The sequence below is a fragment of the Streptomyces poriticola genome, from assembly GCF_036689765.1.
Taxonomy (GTDB): Bacteria; Actinomycetota; Actinomycetes; order Streptomycetales; family Streptomycetaceae; genus Streptomyces; species Streptomyces poriticola.
Map to the genome: position 1 here is coordinate 77,295 of NZ_JBAGKH010000004.1, position 20,380 is coordinate 97,674.

Genomic DNA, 20,380 nt, shown 5'->3' on the forward strand with positions numbered 1-20,380 from the left:
ACCGGCTACTCCCCTTCTCCGCCTGCGGGGGCGTTCCTGATGAGGTTGGAGACGTTGAACACGCCGCCGTGCTCCTCGAACTGCTTCTCGGCCCAGAGCACGGTCCGGGTGCCCTGGTGCTTGACCATGCCCGGGGAGACGCCCAGGCGGAACGTGCCCGGCAGCGGCTTCCCCTCGGGTGTGTGGGGCAGGACGGCCAGCGGGGACGGGCCGGGTGAGGGGTAGACGATTGCGTCCGTGCCGATCGCGACCGGGTACAGGTCGGCCGCGGCGGCGGTCCTCATCAGTTTGCGGTGCAGTCCGATCCGCTGGTTGGCCAGGACGGCGGCCCGGATGTCCGGGCGCCAGGTCTCCCTCTCGAGCGCCGGCCACGGCTCGTAGTAGGGCACCTGGCCCCGGTTCCGCTGGCGGAGTTTGCCGATGCCGCCCTTCGCCGTCGCCTTGATCGCGCCCGCCAGCAGGACCATGGTGGGGTCGGCCCGTCGGGAGCGGGCCATCGCGTCCAGGAATTCCTGGCCGGCCATCTTCGTGGTGACCCCGAGGTCGGCCATCGTCGTCACATAGGCGTCACGCAGCCGCTTGTACCAGCCGTCCAGGTAGCGGCCGGTCCGGGTGCGCACGTACGCCTCGACCGGCGCGACGTCGAAGCCCAGCTCCACCGCGTACGCGACGGTGGGGGTGGCGTACCAGGCCGGGCCGGCCGGGCGCTCACCGTGCGGGGTGAACGGGCTCGGGAGCCGGTCGCCGTCGACCCTGCGGCCGTCGGTCTCGACGCGGGACAGGTCGACGTGGGAGAGGTCGACCAGCCAGGAGCCGGGCAGGGACGGGTCGAAGGCCGGGTTGCCGGTGAGGTGGGTCGGGCCGTTCAGTCCGATCGTGAGGCCGTTGGCGGCCGCGGCGAACGACATGTTGACGTCGACCGCGACCAGGTAGGGGTTCATGCACTCCTCGTCGGTGAGGGGCCGGCACCAGTCGTAGGGCTCCTCCAGCAGCATCTCGGCCGGGGTGCGCAGGTGGTGCCGGGGGAACCTCCCCTTGAGGATCGGGTGCTCGTCGGGGACCTCGCACTCCACCGCGTCGTAGCGCCGGGTCAGCGCGTCCTCGTTGAACGCCTGCTTGAACTCGCCGGTGGCCGGGTCCTTCTCCGCGCGGGTCGGCGGGCGCAGCGCGGTCATCAGTTCGAGGCCGGTGACCGCCGTGGTGCCTCGGGGCGTCATCACCCGTTCCGCGTACGTGCCCAGGTAGCGGGCGAGGTCCGCGGGGTGCATGGCCGGCAGCTGCGGGTCGGTCCTGTCGTCCCACTCCCGGGTGTCCAGGGCGTGCCACGCCGGGATGCACAGCTGGACGCAGTTGCGCCGGGAGCGCTCGGCCGGGCGGTAGATCCGCGCCCACGGCCCGAAGCCGCGCCGGGTCAGTTTCCACTCGGCCCGCGCCAGCTGTCTGACCGTCTTGTGGTTGTCGGCGAGACGGCCGGCGCGCCGTTCCTCCTCGGACAGGGCGGTTGGCAGGCCGTAGCGTTCCAGCGCGGACGGGGTGAGGACGAGGACGGGGTCGCTGTCCCTGCCGTTGCGGTGCAGGCGTGGCTGGCCCAGCTTGGCCTCGGCCAGCGTCCACTCGATCAGCGAGGGCAGTGTCCCGGCCGGCACGTCCAGGACGAGGCCACCGACGCAGTGGGCGAGGACCTGGCCGTCGTCGTCGACGTCGAGCACGGCGAGCGGGCCGTTGGCGAAGCGGGGGTCGGCGGCGGCCGGAGCGGTGTGCTTGTCCTTCGTCGCCCTCGCTTCCGGCCGGCGGGGTGACGCCGGCCCGGCCGGTGGAGGGGCCGGGGGGCGCGGGGCTGCTGCCGTCCCGGGCACCGGGCGCGTCGGCTCCCCGGCGGGCTCCTGAGCGACGTGTCCCGCGGCAGGGGTGAACTGCTCCGGTGTCTCCGGCTCTTCCGGCGGGGCGGGGAAGCGGTCGGCCAGACTGTCCAGGAGCCGGGCGTAGGCGGCACGTTGCGGCGGCCGGGGTTCGTTCCTGCCCGACTCCCAGCTCGCCACGGTCTCACGGCGGGTACCGAGCGCGGTCGCCACCTGGGTCTGGGTCAGCCCGGCCGCCTCCCTCAGGCGCCTGCGGTCAGCAGGCGCCGGCAGGTCGTTCCGGGCGACCTGCTCCAGCAGCGCGTCGACGGCGCTGAACAGCTCGTTCTCCGCAGGCATCAGGCCACCTCCCGTCCGGCACACTAGCCCAATCACCCATCGGGTTTCACCTCTCAACCGCTGTTCGATCGCCTACGGATCGCTCGTTCGGGCGGAGGGGCGGCGGGGATTCAGCAGGCGGTACCGCACCGCACTCTCACGACGACGCGGGCTCCGTGTCCGTTGCCAGCCGCGCATGGAGTTCCACGTCGAAGCGCACACCGTCGTACTCGAGCTTCTGTCGTTGCCGTCCTTCCACCGCGAAGCCGGCGGCGCGAGCCACCCCGCACGAGGCGGGATTGTTCACCCGGTGCCCGAGCTCCAGCCGGAAGAGATCGGCCTCGTCGAATGCCCAGCGGGCCACAGCACAGCAGGCACGGGACGCCACACCCCGGCCGCGAGCCGTTGCCGTCGTCCAGTAGGACACCCATCCGACGGCATGACGCCGATCCACCGAGCCGACGGACACCTGGCCGAGGACGAGGCCGGCTCCGTCGACGACGGCGAAGGAATAGGCGGAATCCGCAGCCCATTGGTCATCACGGGCCACGATCCACTGCTCGGCAGCCTGGACGGATTCGACCGGCTCGATGGACTGTCCGCGCATGAGCGGGTCCGCGAACGCGGTCATCACCGCCCAGGCGTCCTCGGTCTTCCATCTCCGCAGTACCAGGCCCGAGGAGGCATCCGCACGAGCACGCACGACGCGAGTTCTGCCGGACCGTCGGCGGGGATCCTGCACTATGCCCCCCGGCGCAGGTCCCGGACCTCACGGACTGGCTGGAAGCCGGCCGCCTTGTAGGTGGCGACGGCAGCCGCATCGGAGGTCGGGGTGGAGACGATCGCCGTTGAAGAGCCCAGGCGCTGGAGTGCGGCGGTCGCTGCCACCGTGATCGCCTTGCCGTGGCCGTGACCGCGATGCTCCCGGTGCACGCCCATCGGCTCGACCAGCCCGGGCTTGCCCGGACCTGCCGACCACACGGTCACCGTTGCCACCGCACGGCCCCGGTCGTCGTACGCGACCAGACACCGGGCGTCGGCGTACGGCGGTCCAGCCGCCATGGCGTGCCAGCGCTCTTCCGTGAACGTGGAGGAGTCGAACGCTGCCCGCTGTACGGCGGTCCGCACAGCTGCCTGCTCCGGCCCGATCACCCCGATCCGCACGCCTGGGTCCTGGACCGGCTCCGTGAGGTCGCGGCTCAGCGACGTCCACGGCTCGTCGCTGTCCCAGCCGTCCTCGGAGAGCAGAAGCCGGACCAGTGCGCCTTCCGGCGTCTCCATGCACGCCGTCCCCTCCGTCAGTACGCCGCGTACCGGCTCGGCCACGTCCTCGACGAGCTGCTGCGCCAGCTCCTCGTCCTGCCGGGCGTCAGGCGCGATGGCGAGCCGCAACAGCTCGGCGCCGTCCAGCAGGCCGACGGCGAGAATCCGTCCGTCCCGGCTCCAGGTCCGCACCGACGCGGCGGTCCTCTCCGCCCCGAACCGCCAGAACCAGCCCAGGTCCCCCGGATGCAGTTGCGTCGGCGCACCGTCGTACTGCCACTCCCGCAGCACGCCCGCCGCCTCGCCCAACCCGTCGACTCCCGGTGTGCGCAACACTATTGCCATACCTCGATCACACACCGCCGAGCCGCCTTTGCGCACCCGAATTCCGGTCGGCGTGGGACGTGGGGGGTGCGACGAGGGCCCGGCTGAGGAAAGGGGATCCGGGCGCACGTGGATGGGCCCGTCGATACCTCGGTCGTCGGTGTCGCCGCCGTCGTGCCGGCTTGTCCGCCGCGGTGCCCGGCGGGTACCGGGCCGGACGTGGGTGCCGTTTGCGGGGAACCTGCTGGGGACGCGGGTCAGCGGTTCCGGTGGGGCGGGCTTCCCAGCGGGGAGGGGGCGCCGCGGGGCGGGCGCAGCGCGGTGGTCACCGGCCGGGGCGCCCGGGTGAGCCGCCGTGCGGGCTCCGGCCGGTGGCGGTCCAGAGCAGCACCATGGTGACCGCGCAGAGCGCCGCGCCGACGCCGACGCTCACCTGGCAGCCCTCGATGAAGTCCTGCCGTGCCGCGTCCGCGATGGCCTCGGTCTGGCCGGGCGACGGAGCGGGCAGCGGTCTGCCGGGGCCGACCTCGGCCGCGTAGGCATGGGGGTTGGCCTCGTCGATGATCTGGTCGGCGATGGCCTGGCGGGCCCCGGCGTCGGGAACGGCCTGGCGCAGATCGGCGCTGAGGGTGTTGCCGAGCCAGACGGCGAGGATGCTGCCGAGGACGGCGAAGCCGAAGGTCGAGCCGATCGCCCGCTGGGCGCTCATGATGCCCGAGGCCATCCCGGCCCGGTCCACCGGGACCGAGCTCATGGCCAGGGCGGTGACCGGCGTGGCGAGCAGTGCCACTCCGGCGCCGCACACGAACAGGCCCACCGCGACGACGCCCGGGGAGACCGGCATTCCCAGGGCGATGATGACGAGCGCCGCCACCAGCAGGGGCTGGCCGATCCTGGCGATGGGCAGCGGCCCGAACCGTGCGACCAGCCGGCCCGCGATCGGGGAGAGCAGCATGATGTTGAAGGAGAACGGCAGGATCAGCAGCCCGGCCAGCTCCGGCGAGTAGGCCTCCACGTTCTGGAAGTACTGCGTGACGACCAGCAGCATCCCGTACGCGCTGAAGAACGCCGAGAACATCGTGGCGATGGCCACGGCATAGGTGCGGCGGCCGAAGAGGCGGACGTCCATCATCGGCTGCGGGTTGCGCAGTTCGTACCGGGCGAAGGCGAGGAGCCCGGCCCCGCCGACGGCCAGCAGGGTCAGGATCTCGGCCGACGCCCAGCCGACGTCCTGGCCCTGGATGAGTCCGTAGGCCAGGGCGCCGACGGCCACGACGAACAGCAGCTGACCGCCCCAGTCGAACCCGCGGGGGCGTTCCTCACGGGACTCGGCGACGTACCGGAGGGTCAGCACCAGGACCAGCAGGCCGACGGGCACGTTGACCATGAACACGGCCCGCCAGCTGACGTTCTCGGTGAGGACCCCGCCGATGGTGGGTCCCAGGGCGGTGGCGACGCTCGCCACGCCGGTCCACAGCCCGATGGCCTTCGCCCGCTCGTCGTCGTCGGGGAACGCGGCGCTCACCAGTGCCAGCGAGGTCACGGTCACCGTCGCCGCGGCGATCCCCTGCACCGCGCGGGCGATCGCGAGCGAGGTGAGCCCCGGGGCCAGTCCGGCGGCCACGGAGGCGACGGTGAACACGGAGACGCTGGCGACGAACAGGAGCCTGCGCCCGAACCGGTCGGCCGCGCTGGCGCCGGCCATGATGAACACGGCCATGCCGATGGAGTAGGCGGCGACCACCCACTGCAGGCCCGCCTCGCCCACGCCGAAGTCCCGCTGGATGTCGGGCAGGGCCACGTTCGCGATCAGCGCGTCCAGGAAGACCAGGAAGAGGCCGAACCCGGTGGCGACGATGGTCAACACCTGGGTTCTCGTCCACCTGGTACGGGTCGGTCGCTCGCTGTGACGCACCGTCACACGGTAGTCCGCGATGTCCGTCGTCCCGCGACGGGACACGGAGTGAGCAGCGTGACATGCGGATGAACCCGATATTTCGGAGAGAGCGCCCTCTCCGGGAGAAGATACTCGGCGTTCTTCCTTCCCCTCACTCTGTCCCTACCCGCCGTCAGAAGCTCACGCGGCCCGCACCGGGGTGCGCCCGCCCGAGGGCCGGTCGGTCGGCACAGGAACCTGGGAGCCCGCCATGCAGTTCGGACGACTTCACCCCCAGCACCATGGCGATTCCCCCGGGTCCCGCTCCGCGGACCACGGTGCCGCCGGGTCCGGGCAGCCGCGTCTCGGCCTCACCCTGATCGCCGCCTCGGTCTGCATCTTCGTCGTGCAACTCGACTTCCTGGCGCTCAACCTGGCCCTGCCCCGGATGGCCGCGGAACTCGGCACGACGACCACGGACCTCCAGTGGGTGATCAGCGGCTACATGCTGGCGCTCGCCGCCGCCCTGATCCCGGGGGGAAGGCTCGGGGACATCCTCGGCCGCAGGCGGATGCTGCTCATCGGACTGGCCCTCTTCGCCGCCTGCTCGCTCGCGGCCGGCCTGTCCTCCGAGCCGGGCATCGTCATCGTCATGCGGATCGTCCAGGGGGTCGGTGCGGGGGTGCTGTTCCCGCTCGCCATCGCCATCGTCACGGACGCCTACCCCCCGGACCGGACGATGCGGGCCATCGGCAACGCCTACGGGATCGGTGCCCTGGCGCTGGCCCTCGGTCCCGTGTTCGGTGGCGGCGTCACGGAACTGCTCAGCTGGCGCGTGGTACTGCTGTTCAACGTCCCGACGTGTGCGGCGGCCATCGCGGTGGTGCTCGTGGGGGTGCGCGAGTCACGCGACTCCACCGTGCCCCGCTCGATCGACCTCCCCGGCGTCCTCACGGTGGCGCTGGGCATCGCCGGCGTCACCTACGCGGTCGACCGCTCGACCGCATGGCCCGCCGGGTGGACCGCCGGTCTCGCGGCGGCAGGGGTGCTGCTGCTGGTCGCCTTCGTCCTCCGCGAGCGCGTGGCACACTGGCCGTTGGTCGCTCTCGACCTGTTCCGCAACAGGCCCTATGTGATCATCACTCTGATGGCCATGGTGGCGAACATCTCCTTCGTCGTGGCCATGTACGGCATCACCATCCATCTCCAGGAGATCGACGGATACTCACCGTTGGTGGCCGGTCTGGTGTTCCTCGCCGCGTCCGTCTCCGCGGGGATCGCCGCGCCGCTCTCGGGGCGGCTCGGAGAGCGCTTCGACATCCCCCGCACCATGGCGACCACGACGTTGATCGGGGCGGTCGGTCTTTTCCTCGCCTCGTTCGGCGGCGGTCTGCCGGCCTATCTGCCCGGACTGGCACTGACCGGGTTCGGATACGGGATGGGGTGGACGATGGGCAGCGTCGGCACCCAGGTCGTCGTCCCCACCGAGCGGGCCGGCCAGGCCTCGGGGGTCACGCTGGCCGTCGTGATCGGGGTCGCGGGCCTGTGCGTCGCCGCGGGCGCCACCTTGATCGAGGCGCGGGCGGCCCATGTGGGCCTGGACGCATCGGTCGAGGGTCTGCTGCGCTGGCTGGCAGTCGCGAGTGCCGTCGCGGGGGCAGCCATGGGCGTGCTCGCCGCGCGCCTGATGCCGCGCACCACCACCGCGACCGCCGGCTGACCCGGGGACGCGCCCGGGGCACGGGCTGGGCCTGCACGCGTCATGCGGGGTGCCGGCCCGGGTGCTGGAGGGCGTCGTCGTGGAGCAGGAGTGCGGCGAGCGCGAGAGAGGCGCCTCTGGGGGTGGCGATGTCGAGGCCGGTGAGTTCGGTGATCTTGGCGAGCCGGTTGTCCAGGGTGTTGGGGTGGATGCCGAGAAGGCGGGCGCTGCCGCGGCGGTCCTGCCGGTGTTCGAGGTGGGTGCGGAGGGTGTCCAGGAGCTCCGGCCGGTCGGTGATCGGGGCGAGCAGTGCGGCGATGCGGTCGCTCGCCTCGTTGCGGCGGGAGAGGTGGAACTCCAGGAGGAAGTCCTCCATGCGGTGCACCCCTGCCTCCCTCCCACAGGACCGGGCGAGCCGGACGAGGTCGGCAGCGGTGCGGGCGGCCGTGGGTACGTCCCGGGGCGTGTCCGCCGGCACGGCCGCCAGCCGGACGCCGTCGCCGCAGATCTGCCGCAGCTGGGCACACAGTTCCTCGCAGGCCTGATCGGTGTCGCCGGCGCCGGCTCGCCGGGGCGCGATGACGCTGCCCCCGTCCCGGCCGAGCAGGGCCGCGTGGGTGCCCAGGGTGCGTTCGAGGACGATCTGTACCCGGCGGAGCCGGCGGCGGGCCGCCACCGCCGAGGCGGCCGCCACGGCCGGCTCCGGAGGCAGGTGCAGGTGGATGACGCTGCAGCGGCTTTCGAGGCCCAGTTCCTCGAGGGCGCGCAGCGGCGGCAGAGAACCGTCCAGCAGGCCGCGTACCAGGGAGCGACGGTGCTCGTGGCGTTCGGCCGCGAGCGCGGCCTGCTCGTCCAGGTAGGTCTCGGTCACGGCGGCGATGACCGTCTCCTGGCCGCGCAGCAGGAGGCCCACGAGTTCCATGAGTGCGCCCTCCTCCCCGGGGGCGGTCTCCTCGCGGAGCACCTGCCACAGTGCGTAGGCGGCCTTCGTGTGGGTGCGCAGCAGCATGTGCAGGGGCAGGCCTTCCTCGGCGCGCTGTGCCGCCCGCTCCCGGAAGAGGCTGTAGTCGTCGGGGTCGTCGTGCGTGTCGTGCACGCGGCGCAGGAAGAGCCGTAGTCCGCTGCGTACCGTCGCCGCGATCTCGACGTCCTTGACGTCGTCGGGAAGGTCCGGATAGCCGGGGAGCTGTTCGAAGGTGTGGCGGGTCATCCAGCGGGCGAGTTCGTTCACCCGGCTCTGGCAGCGGGTCGCGAGCGCCTGCGCGCCGGGTGAGAGAGCCGGGTAGGCGGCGGTGCGTCCGGGGTCGGGCTCGGGCTCGGACGGCACGGAACCTCCGATCGAGTCGTCCACTCGGCTGTGGCAGGTCACAGGATAGGACGCCTGTCGCTCTCGGTTGGAGGGGTGTTCCGGAAGTGATGCCGTCCTGTCGTCACCGGGCGGGGCGCCCGCCCGGTCCCGTCGCCGGCCGGACGCCCCGCCTCGTCTCGCCTGTTGGCTGCTAGGCCGCCTGCGCCTCGTCGTACAGGGCCTTGGCCTCGTTCCCGAAGTAGGGGCCGAACATCCGGTTCGGCAGGAACGTGTAGCCGAAGCTGTTCACGGAGACCTGCAGTCCCGTGCCGGCCGCCTCGCTGAAGCCGGTGAACCACGGTCCGCCGCTGGAGCCGCCCGTCATGTTGCAGCCGAGGCTGTGATCCCGCGTGAACAGGAAGTCCCTCGAGCTGTTGCCGCTGCAGTAGATGAGCTTCGTACCGTCGTACGGTGCTGCCGCCGGGAAACCGAAGGCGTACATCGGCTTGTTGTAGCCGCCGTTGAACTGGATGCCCTGGGCGCCGACCACGGAGGTGAGCGTCCGGCCGTCGAGCGGAGCGACGACCGCGGCGGCGACGTCGTGGTTGATGTCCTCGCTCGCTTCCCACTGCGGGGTGGTGAGCAGTTCGGTCGCGCTCCACTGGCCGTACGGCGCACTGCCGTTGCTGTAGGCCGGCACGAAGATCCAGTTGGTGTGCCAGCTGCCCTGGTACTTGACACAGTGTCCGGCGGTGATGACGGTGCTGGCGTTCCGGCTGGTCACGGCGTTTCCGGAGCAGGACGCGGTGCGCCCCTGGAAGGTGAAGAACACCCGGCCCGACGTCTTGACGACGGCGCCGTCGCCGGTCCACGCAGCACCGGCCTGCGGGAAGGAGGCCGGCGCGGCGGTGGGTTCGACCGTGGTGGTGGGGCCGGAGTCGGCCGGTGTTCTCAGCTGCTTGACGGCCTGGGGGGTGAGCAGCAGGTCGAGCGAGGGGGCGCCGCGCATGCGCTCGGCGGTCCAGTAGCTGCGGGAGGTGTGCTGTTCGGCCTCGGAGACGGTACGGGCGGGCACGGACTGCCCTGATGCTGTGTGCGGTGACGCTGCGTCGGCCGTCCCGGCCCCGACCAGGCCGCTGGTGAACAGGGCTCCGACGGCGAGCAGTATGCCCGCGGCAGTGCGATGGCGTCTCACGCATCTCTCCTTCTGCCGTGCCCGGACGTCCCTGTCCGGGCAGGGTGGGGGTACGAAGAACGGTGCGGACAGACGTGCGTGAGGCAGGGTGCCACGGAATGCTCGAATTGTCAGGAGCGCATCAATCCGGTTTCGTCGTCCGGGGGCGGACGCCGCGCCGAGGCCGACCGCCCTCCCCCGGCGGCGTCGTGGTCAGCGGCCGGCCGGCTGCAGGCGCACCGGCAACGCCACGTGTCCGTTGCTGATCAGCGTGGGAAGTGGCTCCAGTTCGCCGGCAGGCACGGCCAGCTCGATCTCCGGGAAACGGGCGAACAGCAGCCGCAGCGCGGTCGCGACCTCGAGCCGCGCGAGCGAGGCACCCAGACAGAAGTGGACACCGTGACCGAACGCGAGATGGTCCTTCGACGCACGGGTGACATCGAAACGGTCGGCGGACGCGCCGTGCCAGTCGGGGTGGCGGTTGGCGGCAGCGTAGGAGGCGAGGATCGCCTCGCCCCGGGCGATCGTCCGCCCATCGGGCAGGGGGATGTCGGCGAGGGCGTATCGCAGGGGCACGTGCTTGACCGCGGGCTCGTGCCGCAGGGTCTCCTCGACGACGTCGCTCCAGCCGGCCCGGCCGGCCCGGAGGTGGCCGAGCTGCTCGGGGTCGGTCAGCAGGGCCGTGACCGCCTGGTCGATGACGTTGACGGTGGTCTCGTACCCGGCACTGATCATCAGCAGGAGTGTGTCGCGCAGTTCGGGATCGGTGAGTCCGGTTCCGTCGCCCTCGTCGTCGCGGGCGGCGATGAGCAGGGAGGCCATGTCGTCGCCGGGCCGGTCGCGTTTTGCCGCGATGAGCCGGTCGAGTTCCGCGTACAGGGCGGCGGTGTTCGCCGCGGCCTCGTCGGCCGTGAGCGTCGTGGAGAAGACGCCGTCCACGAGGGAGCGGAAGGCCGGCCGCTGGTCCTCCGACAGTCCGATCAGCCGGCCGATCACCGCGACGGGCAGTGGACGGGCGAGCTGCTCGCGCAGGTCCACGGTCTTCCCGGCGGGCAGGGCCGCGAGGTCGTCGAGGAGGCCGGTGACGATGGCCTCCACAGCCGGTTGCACGGCCTGGACACGGCGGCCGGTGAACGCCGGCGTGACCAGCCGCCGCAACCGGCGGTGGTCCGGCCCGTACGCGGTGAACATGTTGGTCACCGCGATCCACAGGGCGAGCGGCCAGGTGGCCACCGTGTCGGCGTAGGCCGGCCAGTGGGCGCGGCCGTCCTTGGAGACCCGCGGGCTGGTGAGGAGCTGTTTGAGAAGCTGAGGGTCCGTGACGGACCAGGCGGTCACGCCCAGGATGTCCACCTTGGTGGCCGGGCCGCGGGCACGAAGGGTCTGCTGCTCGGCGTGGTGGTCGGTGCCTGCCGGGTCGAGGACCAGTATCTGCTGCTCGGGCACGGGCGGGCTCCTTCAGGGGCGATGCGGGTTCCCCGGCAGGGTGAGTGAGGGTTCCGGCGACACCTTCGGCTCCTTCGGTCCGTGAGGGAGTACCGCACGGGCGCGGACCGGTGTGCGGTCGTGCGCCGACGGCGGGACCGGCCGTCGCCGCCCCGTCACGCAGGGCGTTCGGCATGTGCTGCCGATGCCACGGTCGGAGGCTCGATACGTGCACCGTAGACGGTGGGCAATCTGCGGGGCCACTTCCTTTCGGTCAGGTGCGGGGGACGCCGGCGCCGGCTGTGACGGATCACAGGAGACGTCGTCCGTCGCTGTGACGACGACGGGTGGTTCACCGCCGGCCGGCATCCCAGACTCTTCGTGCAGCAGGAACGCGGCCAGAGGGTGCCTGGACCGGCCGCGGTCGTCGGCGGATGGGGAGAACGTGATGTCGGGTCAGGGTTCCAACGGGTACTTGGACTACGCCGACCGGGTCTGGACCGGCGAGGAGTCCCTGCTGGCCCACTTCGACGGAACGTTCGCCGGGGACGGCCTGGTGCGCATCGGTGAACAGGTGGGATTCTTTCCGGGTTTCGCCAACGTGTCCGTGTTCGACACCGGGGACGGACTGGTGCTGGTGGACTCCGGCGACTTCCTGTCGGCGCCCCTGCTGCATGCCTATGTGCGTGACTTCTCGTCCTCGCCGGTGCGGGCGGTGGTGTACACCCACGGCCATGTGGACCACGTCTTCGGTGTGAGCCCCTTCGACGACGAGGCGGCCGCCACCGGTGGCGAGCGCCCCGAGGTGATCGCGCACGAGGCGGTGGCGGCCCGGTTCGACCGCTACCGCGAGACAGCGGGATACAACACCTGGATCAACCGGCGGCAGTTCGGTGTGCCGGCCCTGGAGTGGCCGACGGAGTACCGCTACCCGGACGTCAGCTACCGGGACCGGCTCACCGTCCACAGGGGCCGCCTGTCCTTCGAACTCGTGCACGCCCGGGGAGAGACCGACGACCACACCTACGTGTGGGTGCCGGAGCTGCGCACCCTGTGCACCGGTGACCTCTTCATCTGGAACGCTCCCAACGCCGGCAACCCGCAGAAGGTGCAGCGGTATCCGGTGCAGTGGGCGCAGGCGCTGCGCGACATGCGGGAGCTCGGCGCCGAGGTGCTGCTGCCCGGGCACGGTGTTCCGATCACCGGAGCCGACCGTATCCGGCAGGCCCTGGGTGACACGGCGGAGCTGCTGGAGTCGCTGTGCGCCCAGACCCGCGACCTGATGAACAGCGGGGCCCGTCTCGACGAGGTCCTCAACGGTGTGAAGGTACCGGCCCGTCTGCTGGCCAAGCCCTATCTGCACCCGGCCTACGACGAGCCCGAGTTCGTGGTACGCAACCTGTGGCGGCTGTGGGGCGGCTGGTACGACCTGAACCCGGCGCATCTCAAGCCGGCTCCCGAGGCCGCGCTGGCCGTCGAGCTGGCCGAGGCCGCCGGCGGTGCGCGGAGCCTGGCCCAGCGGGCCGAGAAGCTGCTCGGCCTGGGTGAACTGCGGCTCGCCGGGCACTTGGCCGAGACGGCGGCGCTGGCAGCGCCGGACGACACGGCGGTGGCCCGGATACGCGCGGAGGTCTTCGGACGGCGGGCCGAGTGCGAATCGTCGACCATGGCCCGCGGAGTCTTCTGCTGGGCGGCTGCGGAGTCCGCTGCGGTGGCCAACGGGACGGACGTGGCGACCGAGCTGACGCGCAGTGAGGAGGGGCGGCGCCGAGCCGAGGGGGCCATCAGCGTCGGCGTCGTCACCGGCGCGGGCGGCGGACACGGTCCGCGCCCGGACGGCCCGGACGGGCCGGAGGGCCCGGCGGAGGAAGCGGACGGCCCGGCGGAGGAAGGGGCGTGATCGGGGCTGCCCCACCCGTGCGACCGCCGGGTGCGGCAGACGCACGGGCGACCCGGCGCGAAGCGTGGACGACGACCTGGCTGCTGCTCGCCTTCATGGTGGTGAACTTCGCGGACAAGGCCGTCCTGGGACTGGCCGGCCCGGAGATCATGAAGGACCTCGGTCTCACCCGCCAGGAGTTCGGCACGGCGCAGGCGGCCTTCTTCAGCCTGTTCTCGCTGTCCGCCGTCGGTGTGTCCCTGCTCACCCGCAAGGTGCGCACCTCCGTGCTGCTCCTGGTGATGGCGCTGCTCTGGTCCGCGGCACAACTGCCGATGCTCTGGGGTGCCGCGGGCTTCGGTCTGCTGATCGCCACCCGCGTGCTGCTGGGCTTCGCCGAGGGCCCGGCGGCGCCCGTGGCCGTGCACCATGTCTACGGCTGGTTCGAGCAGCGGGAACGTGCCCTGCCCACCGCGGTCCTCATGGTCGGAGCAGCCGTGGGGGTGGCCGTGGCGGCACCCGCGCTCGGGGCGGTCATCACCCGCTTCGGCTGGCGCTGGGCGTTCGGGGCGGCGGGGATCGCGGGGCTGGTGTGGGCAGCGGCCTGGATGGTCAAGGGGGCGGAAGGGCCGCTTGCTCCGCCGCTGGGGAAGCCGGCCCGGAACGCGGACGGCGGGAGCGCCGCCGTGGCGGTACCGCTGCGCCGGGTGCTGCTGTCGGGAACCTTCGTGACGGCGGCCGCGGGGGCGTTCGTGGCGTACTGGGGCATGAGCGCCAAGCTCATCTGGCTGCCCGACTACCTGCAGTCGGTGGTGGGCTGGGACCTCGACCGGACGAGTACCGTCGTCGGCGGCGCCGCCTTCGCCAACGGCGCGGTGCTGCTGGGGCACGGGCTGCTGGCGCGCCGGGCGGCCCTGCGTGGAGCCGAGCCCGGGCCGGCGGCCGGCGCGGGTGCCGGGCTGCTGCTGATCGCCTCGGCCGGCGCGGCGACCGTGTTCGCCACCGTGGACGTGCTCTGGGTGAAGATTCCCATGCTGTTCGGCCCGATGGCACTGGGCCTGGTGATGATCACCGCTGCCCAGACGGCCGTCGCCCGGATCGCGCCTCCCTCCCAGCGCGGGGTGGCGCTGGGCGTCCTGGTGGCCGTCTTCTCCCTGGGCGGGATAGCGTCACCGCTGGTGCTGGCATGGATCGTGGACAGTGCCGCGACGGTCGCCGCAGGGTACCGGGCCGGCTGGCTGACGACGGCGGGCCTGCTCGTGGTCTCCGGCACGCTGGCCGCCCGCTTTCTGCGGCCCGAGCGGGACGCCCGCCGGCTGGGAGTCCCGGAGACCGAGGGCGTCGTCGGCCCCGTCGTGCACTGACCGAGTGCACGCCGCCCGGACCACCACATCTCGCACCCACTCGACGCAAGGGAGCCGGCATGCCGGTGCTCGACCGCCAGGATCAGGTCTTCGTGCTCGACCTCGGTGACGGGGAGAACCGTTTCCACCCGGACTGGATCGCCTCGGTCCGTGCCGCGCTCGAGGAGGTGGAGAAGGCGGACGGACCGCGCGCCCTGGTGACGGCCGCGACGGGGAAGTTCTATTCCAGCGGACTGGACCTGGAGTGGCTCACCTCCCACCTCGACCGACGGGACCAGTACGTGGCCTCCGTGCACGAGCTGTTCGCCCGCGTGCTGTCCCTGCCGGTGTTCACCGTGGCCGTGCTGCAGGGGCACGCCTTCGCCGCCGGGGCGATGTTCTCCCTGGCGCACGACTTCCGGATGATGCGTGCCGACCGCGGATTCTGGTGCCTGCCCGAGGCCGACATCGACATCCCCTTCACCACCGCCATGACCGTCCTCATCCAGGCCCGGCTCGGCCCTCGGACCGCGCACGAGGCCATGGTCACGGCCCGCCGCTACGGCGGCACCGATGCGGCGGCCTCGGGCATCGTCGACCTGGCGGTCGCCGAGGAGGGCGCACGCACGGCAGCCGTCGATCTCGCCCGGCTGCAGGCGGACAAGGCGGGCGACACCCTCGGCACGATCAAGGCCCGCATGTACGCCCCGGTTCTGGCCGCCCTGCGCGACACGTCCAACCCCCTGGGCTGACGCACCTGCTGGAGACCGGCGTGCCCGGCCGGCCCGCGTGCAGGCTCCTCCCCCGAATGGATGCGAGGCCGTGCGGAGTGGGTCGCGTTGGCCGGAGGCTGGGCGTATGCCAACAAAACGTGCGATATCCGCTGCCCGCGTCCTGTCCGCCGGTGCCGTTCTGCTCTCCGCGTCCCTGGCCGCCTGCGGTCAGGCCGGCCGCGAGGGCGGGGCCGGCGGTGCGGACGGGGGCGGCGCCCAGGAGTACGGCCTCGGACGGCTGTCGGCACAGTCCCTGGACTGGACGGACTGCCCCGCGCCCTCGGCCCTGCAGGGCGGCGGCGAAGCCCCCGACGCCCTGCCCGACGGCACCAGGTGGCAGTGCGCCGCCATGGAGGCCCCGCTGGACTGGGAGGAGCCGGACGGCGAGACGCTCGACATCGCCCTCGTCCGGGCCCGCTCCAGCGCGGACGCCGAGGACCGCATCGGTTCGCTGCTGTTCAACTTCGGCGGCCCCGGGGCGTCCGGCGTCACCACCCTGCCCGGTCTGGCCGCCGACTACGAGAACCTCCGCACCCGCTACGACCTGGTCAGCTTCGATCCGCGCGGGGTCGGCAACAGCAGCGGGGTCAGGTGCCTGGACGCCCCCGCGATGGCGGAGATGGTCCAGCAGGACGCCACCCCGGACGACGGCGACGACGAGGTCGACGCCTTCCGGAAGTACCAGCGGGAGTACGCCGCGGCCTGCGAGAAGAACTCCGGCCGGGTGCTGCCGCACGTCGGCACCGCCGACGCCGCCCGCGACATGGACCTGATCCGGCGCGTCCTCGGCGACGACAAGCTGCACTACTTCGGCATCTCCTACGGCACCGAGCTCGGCGGGACCTATGCCCACCTCTTCCCCCGGAACGTGGGCCGCGCCGTCCTGGACGGTGTCGTCGACCCCACGCAGAACCAGCTGGAGAACGCCCTGGCGCAGGCCGCCGGGTTCCAGCTCGCCTTCGACCACTTCGCCGCCTGGTGCGTCCGCAACGGCTGCCCGCTCGGCGGCAGCGTCGAGGAGGTGACCCAGCGCGTGATGCAGCTGGCGGACCGGCTGGACGACCGCCCCCTCACCCTCGACGGTGACCGCCGGCTCACCGGCTCCCTGCTGCTGCAGGGCATCATGGCGGCGCTGTACTCGGAGACGGCCTGGCCCGCCCTCGAGGTGGGCCTGGCGGCGGCGGCCGCCGGCGACGGCGACACGATGCTGAATCTCGCCGACATCCTCAGCGGCCGGCACGGCAACGTCTTCAGCGACCTGCAGGACGCCAACACCGCCATCACCTGCGCCGACCGCAGCGACCGCTACACCCCGGACGAGGTGGCCGACCGGGCGTCCGAGTTCGAGGCGGCCTCCGCCGTCTTCGGCGAGACCGCCATGTGGGGGACGCTGCAGTGCACCGGCTGGCCGGTACCCGGCAAGGCCGCGCACCCCGAGGTCAGCGCCCCCGGCGCGGCGCCGATCCTGCTCGTGGGCAACACGGGCGATCCCGCCACCCCCTACCAGGGGGCCGCCCGGATGGCCGAACAGCTCGGCAGGGGCGTCGGTGTCCAGCTGACCTACAAGGGTGAGGGCCACGGCGCCTACCACTCCGGCAACTCCTGTGTGCGGGACGCGGTCGACGCCTACCTCCTCGACGGCAGGGTCCCCGCGTCCGGGACCGTCTGCGAACACGAGCCGACGACCGGGAAGTAGAAGTAGACCTGCCGGCCGGATGTGCCCCGTCGCCCTCCCCGGAGACGGGGCACACCGAGCTGCTGGACCGCCCGGTCCAGCCCGGCCCGCGCCGGCTCCGGTCGTCGCCCGGCGGCTCCTTGCTCCGCCGGCAGGGGCGCTGTACTCCGGGAGGGGGACGCGGCGGTGGCATACGGGCCAACGCCGGGGCGGTGAGGCATGCCGCGGCCCGGGGGGGTGAGCTGGCCGACGTACAGCGGCGGTGTCAGGAGGGCGGGCCCATGGACGATCAGGCTGGGCTCGTGGGACCGCTCGGCTCCGCTAGGGCCGAGGGTTCCCGGGCACGGCAGGGGCGTCGGTGATCGCGGCTCCCTGGCTGCTGGCCGAGGTGCCGCCCCGGTTGCTGCCCGCACGGCAGCTGATGGCGTTCAGCCTGGGGACGCACATCGTGCTGGTGCCCCTGGGCATGGCGCTGCCGTTCATCACCCTGCTGATGCACTACCGGTATCTGCGCAGCGGTGACCCGGTGGCCGGTCTGCTGGCGCGCCGCTGGTCGGCCGTGATGGCGGTGCAGTTCGCGGTGGGTGTGGTGACGGGCACCGTCCTGTCGTTCGAACCGGGTCTGCTGTGGCCCGGTCTGATGGGGCGCTGGGGTGATGTGTTCGGGCTCGGTTTCGGTGTGGAGGCAATCCGACGTCGCTGCTCACGGGGCTGATGACGGTGTCCGCCGCTGCCTTTCTGGGTGCGGTGTTCCTGACCGGCGACGCACGGCGCTTCGGCTGGCCCGATCTCGCGCGGCGAACTGCGCTGAGACAGTGCCGGGCCGGACGCCCCGACCGCCCCGCGGCGCCTCCGGGCGTGGCACCCCTGGACGGGGCTCGTACGGGGTCTGGGCGCGGCCCGGACGGGGCCTAGTCGGAGCGGTCCGGGAGGTACCAGCGGTGCGGTTCGATCAGCCGGCCGGTGCCGTCGGGGCCCCAGGAGCCCTGGGCGTACGGGCGTACCGGCGGCGGATCGGCCAGCAGGGGTGCCGACACCTCCCACAGGCGTTCGATCCCGTCGGAGCGGGTGAACAGCGACTGGTCCCCGAGCATCGCGTCCAGCAGCAGGCGCTCGTAGCCCTCCAGGGCGTGCCGCATGGCGAACGAGTCGGCGTAGCGGAAGACCATGTCCGCCGGTTCCAGGCGCATCGCGGGACCGGGCTCCTTGACGAGGAAGCGGACGGTGATGCTGCCCGGGTCGTCGAAGTCGATCACCAGCTCGTTGTGCCGCGTGTGGGTCCGCGCGTGGTCGAGGTCGGGGAACATGCGCAGGGCCGGTTCCTTGAAGGCGAGGGTGACGACATGTCTGCCCTGTCCGAGGGACTTGCCGGTGCGCAGGTAGAACGGCACTCCGGCCCAGCGCCAGTTGTCGATGTCGACGCGCAGGGCGACGAAGGTCTCGGTGTCGGAGGCCGGGTCGACGCCCGGTTCCGTGCGGTAGCCGTCGTACTGCCCGCGGACGACGTGAGCGGGGTCCACGGGCAGCAGGCTCTGGAAGACATTCTCCTTCTCGTCGCGCAGTTCTCGTGCCGCGAGCCTGGTCGGGGGTTCCATCGCCACGAAGCCGAGGATCTGGAAGAGGTGGGTGACGACCATGTCCCGGAAGGTGCCGGTGCCCTCGAAGAACCGTGCCCGGCCCTCGATGCCGATCCTCTCCGGCACGTCGATCTGGACGTGGCTGATGTGGTCGCGGTTCCACACCGGTTCGAACAGGCCGTTGGCGAAGCGCAGGGCGAGGATGTTGTCGACGGACTCCTTGCCGAGGAAGTGGTCGATACGGAAGACCCGGGTCTCGTCGAAGACGGCGTGGATGGTGGCGTCGAGGGCGCGGGCCGACGCGAGGTCCGTGCCGAAGGGCTTCTCCACGATCACCCGGCCTCGGTCGGCCAGGCCGATGTCTGCGAGCATCTCCACGACCGAGGTGAAGGCCACCGGGGGGACGGCGAGGTGGAACAGCCGTCCGGGTTCCCCGCCGACCTCCCGCTCGGCCCGGCGCACGGCGTCGAGCAGCGGCTCGGCGGCCCCCGGGTCGGCGGCTCCGAACGACAGCGCCGCCTCGAACTCCTGCCATGCGGCGCCTTCGGGCTGCGCGGAGCCGAACTCCCGGACGGCGCGGCGGGCATGCTCCCGGAAGGCGTCGTCGGTGAGGGCGGCCTGGGCGGGCGCGGACCCGACGATGCGGTAACGCGACGGCATCAGTCCGGCCTTCGCCAGGTGGAACAGGCCCGGCAGGAGCTTGCGCCGCGCGAGGTCGCCGGTGGCGCCGAACAGCACGATCACATGATTGCCGGGGACGGGGTCGCCGGGGGCGGGCTGCCTGCTCTCCGTCACGGTCGGCTCGCTTTCTGGGGTTCGGCTGTGCGGGTGCCCGGGTGTTGGGCCGTTCGGGTGTCGGGGTCCTCGGGCATCGAGTGTCTTCGGGACTCGGGAATTCTGGTCTCCGGGCCTTCCGGTCTCCGGGCCTTCCGGTCTCCGGGCCTTCCGGTCTTCCGGTCCCGGGTCACCTGGCGTCAGCCGTGCGGAACGACTGCGACCGGGCACGGGGCGTGGTGGATGACACCGTGCGCGACCGCGCCGATGTGGGCGCCCGCGCCCGCCCTGCGGCGGTTGCCGATGACGAGGAGTCCGGCGCCGGAGGCCGACGACACCAGATGATCGACCGCCCGCCCGGCCTCTGCGTCCCAGGAGACGCGCACCTGCGGAAAACGCTCCCGGAAGGGCTGCACGGCAGCCGCCAGCGCCTCCTCGTGGTTCTGGACTGCCGACTGCTCGGCAAGGTGCGGGAAGGGGAGGTGCCAGGTGGTCACCAGATGCAGCGACACCTCGCGACGGGCCGCGGCGTCGAAGGCGAAGCCCAGCAGCTCGCCGGTGTCGTGGCGGACATCGACCCCCACCACGACCCGCCCGCCGTCCGCCAGGCCGGCGGCCTGGCGCCGTCGTACCAGCACGACCGGACCGGCCGCCGCGGCCACCACCTCCTGGGCGACCGAACCGAGCACGAAGCCCTCGCCCGCGCCCAGCCGCCGCGAACCCAGCACCAGGAGGTCGGCGTCGGAGGCGGCGGACAGCAGCACCTTGCTCGGCGCGTCCTCGATCTGCCGTCTCGTGGTCGGCACGCCGGGGTGCCGCTCCTTGACCCGCGCCTCCGCCGCGTCCAGCAGGCCCGCCGCCTGCCCCTCGCGCTCATCCCGCGCAGGCACCACCGCCACCAGCACGTGCACCTGCCACAAGGAGGCGTTGACCAACAGAAGCTCCGCGCCCAGGAATGCGGCCTCGTCGCCGGCCCAGTCCGCCGCTGCCAAGCTCTCGTCGGATTCGTCGACTCCCACCACGACTCGTCCCGGCATACCGCGCCTCCTCCGTTCGTAGGGGCCCCTTGCGGGGCAGCGTCGCGGACGGCTGCGCAAGAGGGCACTCAGAGACAGACTCACTTTTCCGCGCTG

Annotated in this window: 15 protein-coding genes; 6 read left to right on the forward strand and 9 right to left on the reverse strand. The window is 72.3% G+C overall.

The window, feature by feature from the left end; translation table 11 throughout:
• Window positions 1–5: 5 nt before the first annotated feature.
• The 4 genes from tap to V5O46_RS07960 all read right to left on the reverse strand — a co-directional run bounded on the left by tap (window position 6) and on the right by V5O46_RS07960 (window position 5,679).
• A complete protein-coding gene (tap, locus tag V5O46_RS07945; protein WP_332883760.1) occupies window positions 6–2,198 on the reverse strand; it encodes a telomere-associated protein Tap in 2,193 nt (730 codons plus the stop codon).
• A 136-nt stretch (window positions 2,199–2,334) separates the two neighbouring features.
• Entirely contained in the window at window positions 2,335–2,919 is a 585-nt protein-coding gene (locus tag V5O46_RS07950; RefSeq protein ID WP_332883761.1) for a GNAT family N-acetyltransferase, read from the reverse strand.
• Window positions 2,919–3,785, reverse strand: a complete 867-nt coding sequence (locus V5O46_RS07955) for a GNAT family N-acetyltransferase (RefSeq protein ID WP_332883762.1) — start codon at window positions 3,783–3,785, stop codon at window positions 2,919–2,921. The genes V5O46_RS07950 and V5O46_RS07955 overlap by 1 nt, the downstream gene beginning before the upstream one ends.
• 304 nt (window positions 3,786–4,089) lie before the next feature.
• A complete protein-coding gene (locus tag V5O46_RS07960; protein ID WP_332883763.1) occupies window positions 4,090–5,679 on the reverse strand; it encodes a DHA2 family efflux MFS transporter permease subunit in 1,590 nt (529 codons plus the stop codon).
• Window positions 5,680–5,911: 232 nt separating this feature from the next.
• Here V5O46_RS07960 and V5O46_RS07965 point away from each other — a divergent pair, with 232 nt between their 5' ends.
• Window positions 5,912–7,360 (forward strand): MFS transporter, encoded by a 1,449-nt coding sequence (locus tag V5O46_RS07965; protein WP_332883764.1) that lies wholly within the window; start codon window positions 5,912–5,914, stop codon window positions 7,358–7,360.
• A 40-nt stretch (window positions 7,361–7,400) separates the two neighbouring features.
• Here V5O46_RS07965 and V5O46_RS07970 read toward each other — a convergent pair whose 3' ends face one another.
• From V5O46_RS07970 to V5O46_RS07980, 3 genes are all read right to left on the reverse strand, one after another.
• Window positions 7,401–8,666: a PucR family transcriptional regulator gene (locus tag V5O46_RS07970; protein ID WP_332883765.1), complete on the reverse strand. Its 1,266-nt coding sequence runs from the start codon at window positions 8,664–8,666 to the stop codon at window positions 7,401–7,403.
• A gap of 172 nt (window positions 8,667–8,838) precedes the next feature.
• Window positions 8,839–9,822, reverse strand: coding sequence for a trypsin-like serine peptidase (locus V5O46_RS07975; RefSeq protein WP_332883766.1), 984 nt, complete (start codon window positions 9,820–9,822; stop codon window positions 8,839–8,841).
• A gap of 192 nt (window positions 9,823–10,014) precedes the next feature.
• Entirely contained in the window at window positions 10,015–11,247 is a 1,233-nt protein-coding gene (locus V5O46_RS07980; protein WP_332883767.1) for a cytochrome P450 family protein, read from the reverse strand.
• A gap of 427 nt (window positions 11,248–11,674) precedes the next feature.
• On the opposite strand from V5O46_RS07980, the gene V5O46_RS07985 reads away from it, so the two are divergent.
• The 5 genes from V5O46_RS07985 to V5O46_RS08005 all read left to right on the forward strand — a co-directional run bounded on the left by V5O46_RS07985 (window position 11,675) and on the right by V5O46_RS08005 (window position 17,611).
• The gene (locus tag V5O46_RS07985; protein ID WP_332883768.1) at window positions 11,675–13,126 is read left to right on the forward strand and encodes an alkyl sulfatase dimerization domain-containing protein; all 1,452 of its coding nucleotides are present in this window, start codon (window positions 11,675–11,677) and stop codon (window positions 13,124–13,126) included.
• Window positions 13,123–14,469 (forward strand): MFS transporter, encoded by a 1,347-nt coding sequence (locus V5O46_RS07990; protein WP_332883769.1) that lies wholly within the window; start codon window positions 13,123–13,125, stop codon window positions 14,467–14,469. The genes V5O46_RS07985 and V5O46_RS07990 overlap by 4 nt, the downstream gene beginning before the upstream one ends.
• A 59-nt stretch (window positions 14,470–14,528) precedes the next feature.
• Window positions 14,529–15,200, forward strand: coding sequence for an enoyl-CoA hydratase-related protein (locus V5O46_RS07995; protein WP_332883770.1), 672 nt, complete (start codon window positions 14,529–14,531; stop codon window positions 15,198–15,200).
• A gap of 106 nt (window positions 15,201–15,306) precedes the next feature.
• Window positions 15,307–16,917: an alpha/beta hydrolase gene (locus tag V5O46_RS08000; protein WP_332883771.1), complete on the forward strand. Its 1,611-nt coding sequence runs from the start codon at window positions 15,307–15,309 to the stop codon at window positions 16,915–16,917.
• A gap of 337 nt (window positions 16,918–17,254) precedes the next feature.
• Window positions 17,255–17,611: a cytochrome ubiquinol oxidase subunit I gene (locus V5O46_RS08005; RefSeq protein WP_408648939.1), complete on the forward strand. Its 357-nt coding sequence runs from the start codon at window positions 17,255–17,257 to the stop codon at window positions 17,609–17,611.
• Window positions 17,612–17,807: 196 nt separating this feature from the next.
• Here V5O46_RS08005 and zwf read toward each other — a convergent pair whose 3' ends face one another.
• Window positions 17,808–19,268 carry a glucose-6-phosphate dehydrogenase gene (gene zwf / locus V5O46_RS08010; RefSeq protein ID WP_332883772.1) on the reverse strand — a complete coding sequence of 487 codons (1,461 nt, stop codon included), beginning with the start codon at window positions 19,266–19,268 and terminating at the stop codon, window positions 17,808–17,810.
• A 179-nt stretch (window positions 19,269–19,447) separates the two neighbouring features.
• Window positions 19,448–20,284 (reverse strand): universal stress protein, encoded by an 837-nt coding sequence (locus V5O46_RS08015; RefSeq protein ID WP_332883773.1) that lies wholly within the window; start codon window positions 20,282–20,284, stop codon window positions 19,448–19,450.
• Window positions 20,285–20,380 lie beyond the last annotated feature (96 nt).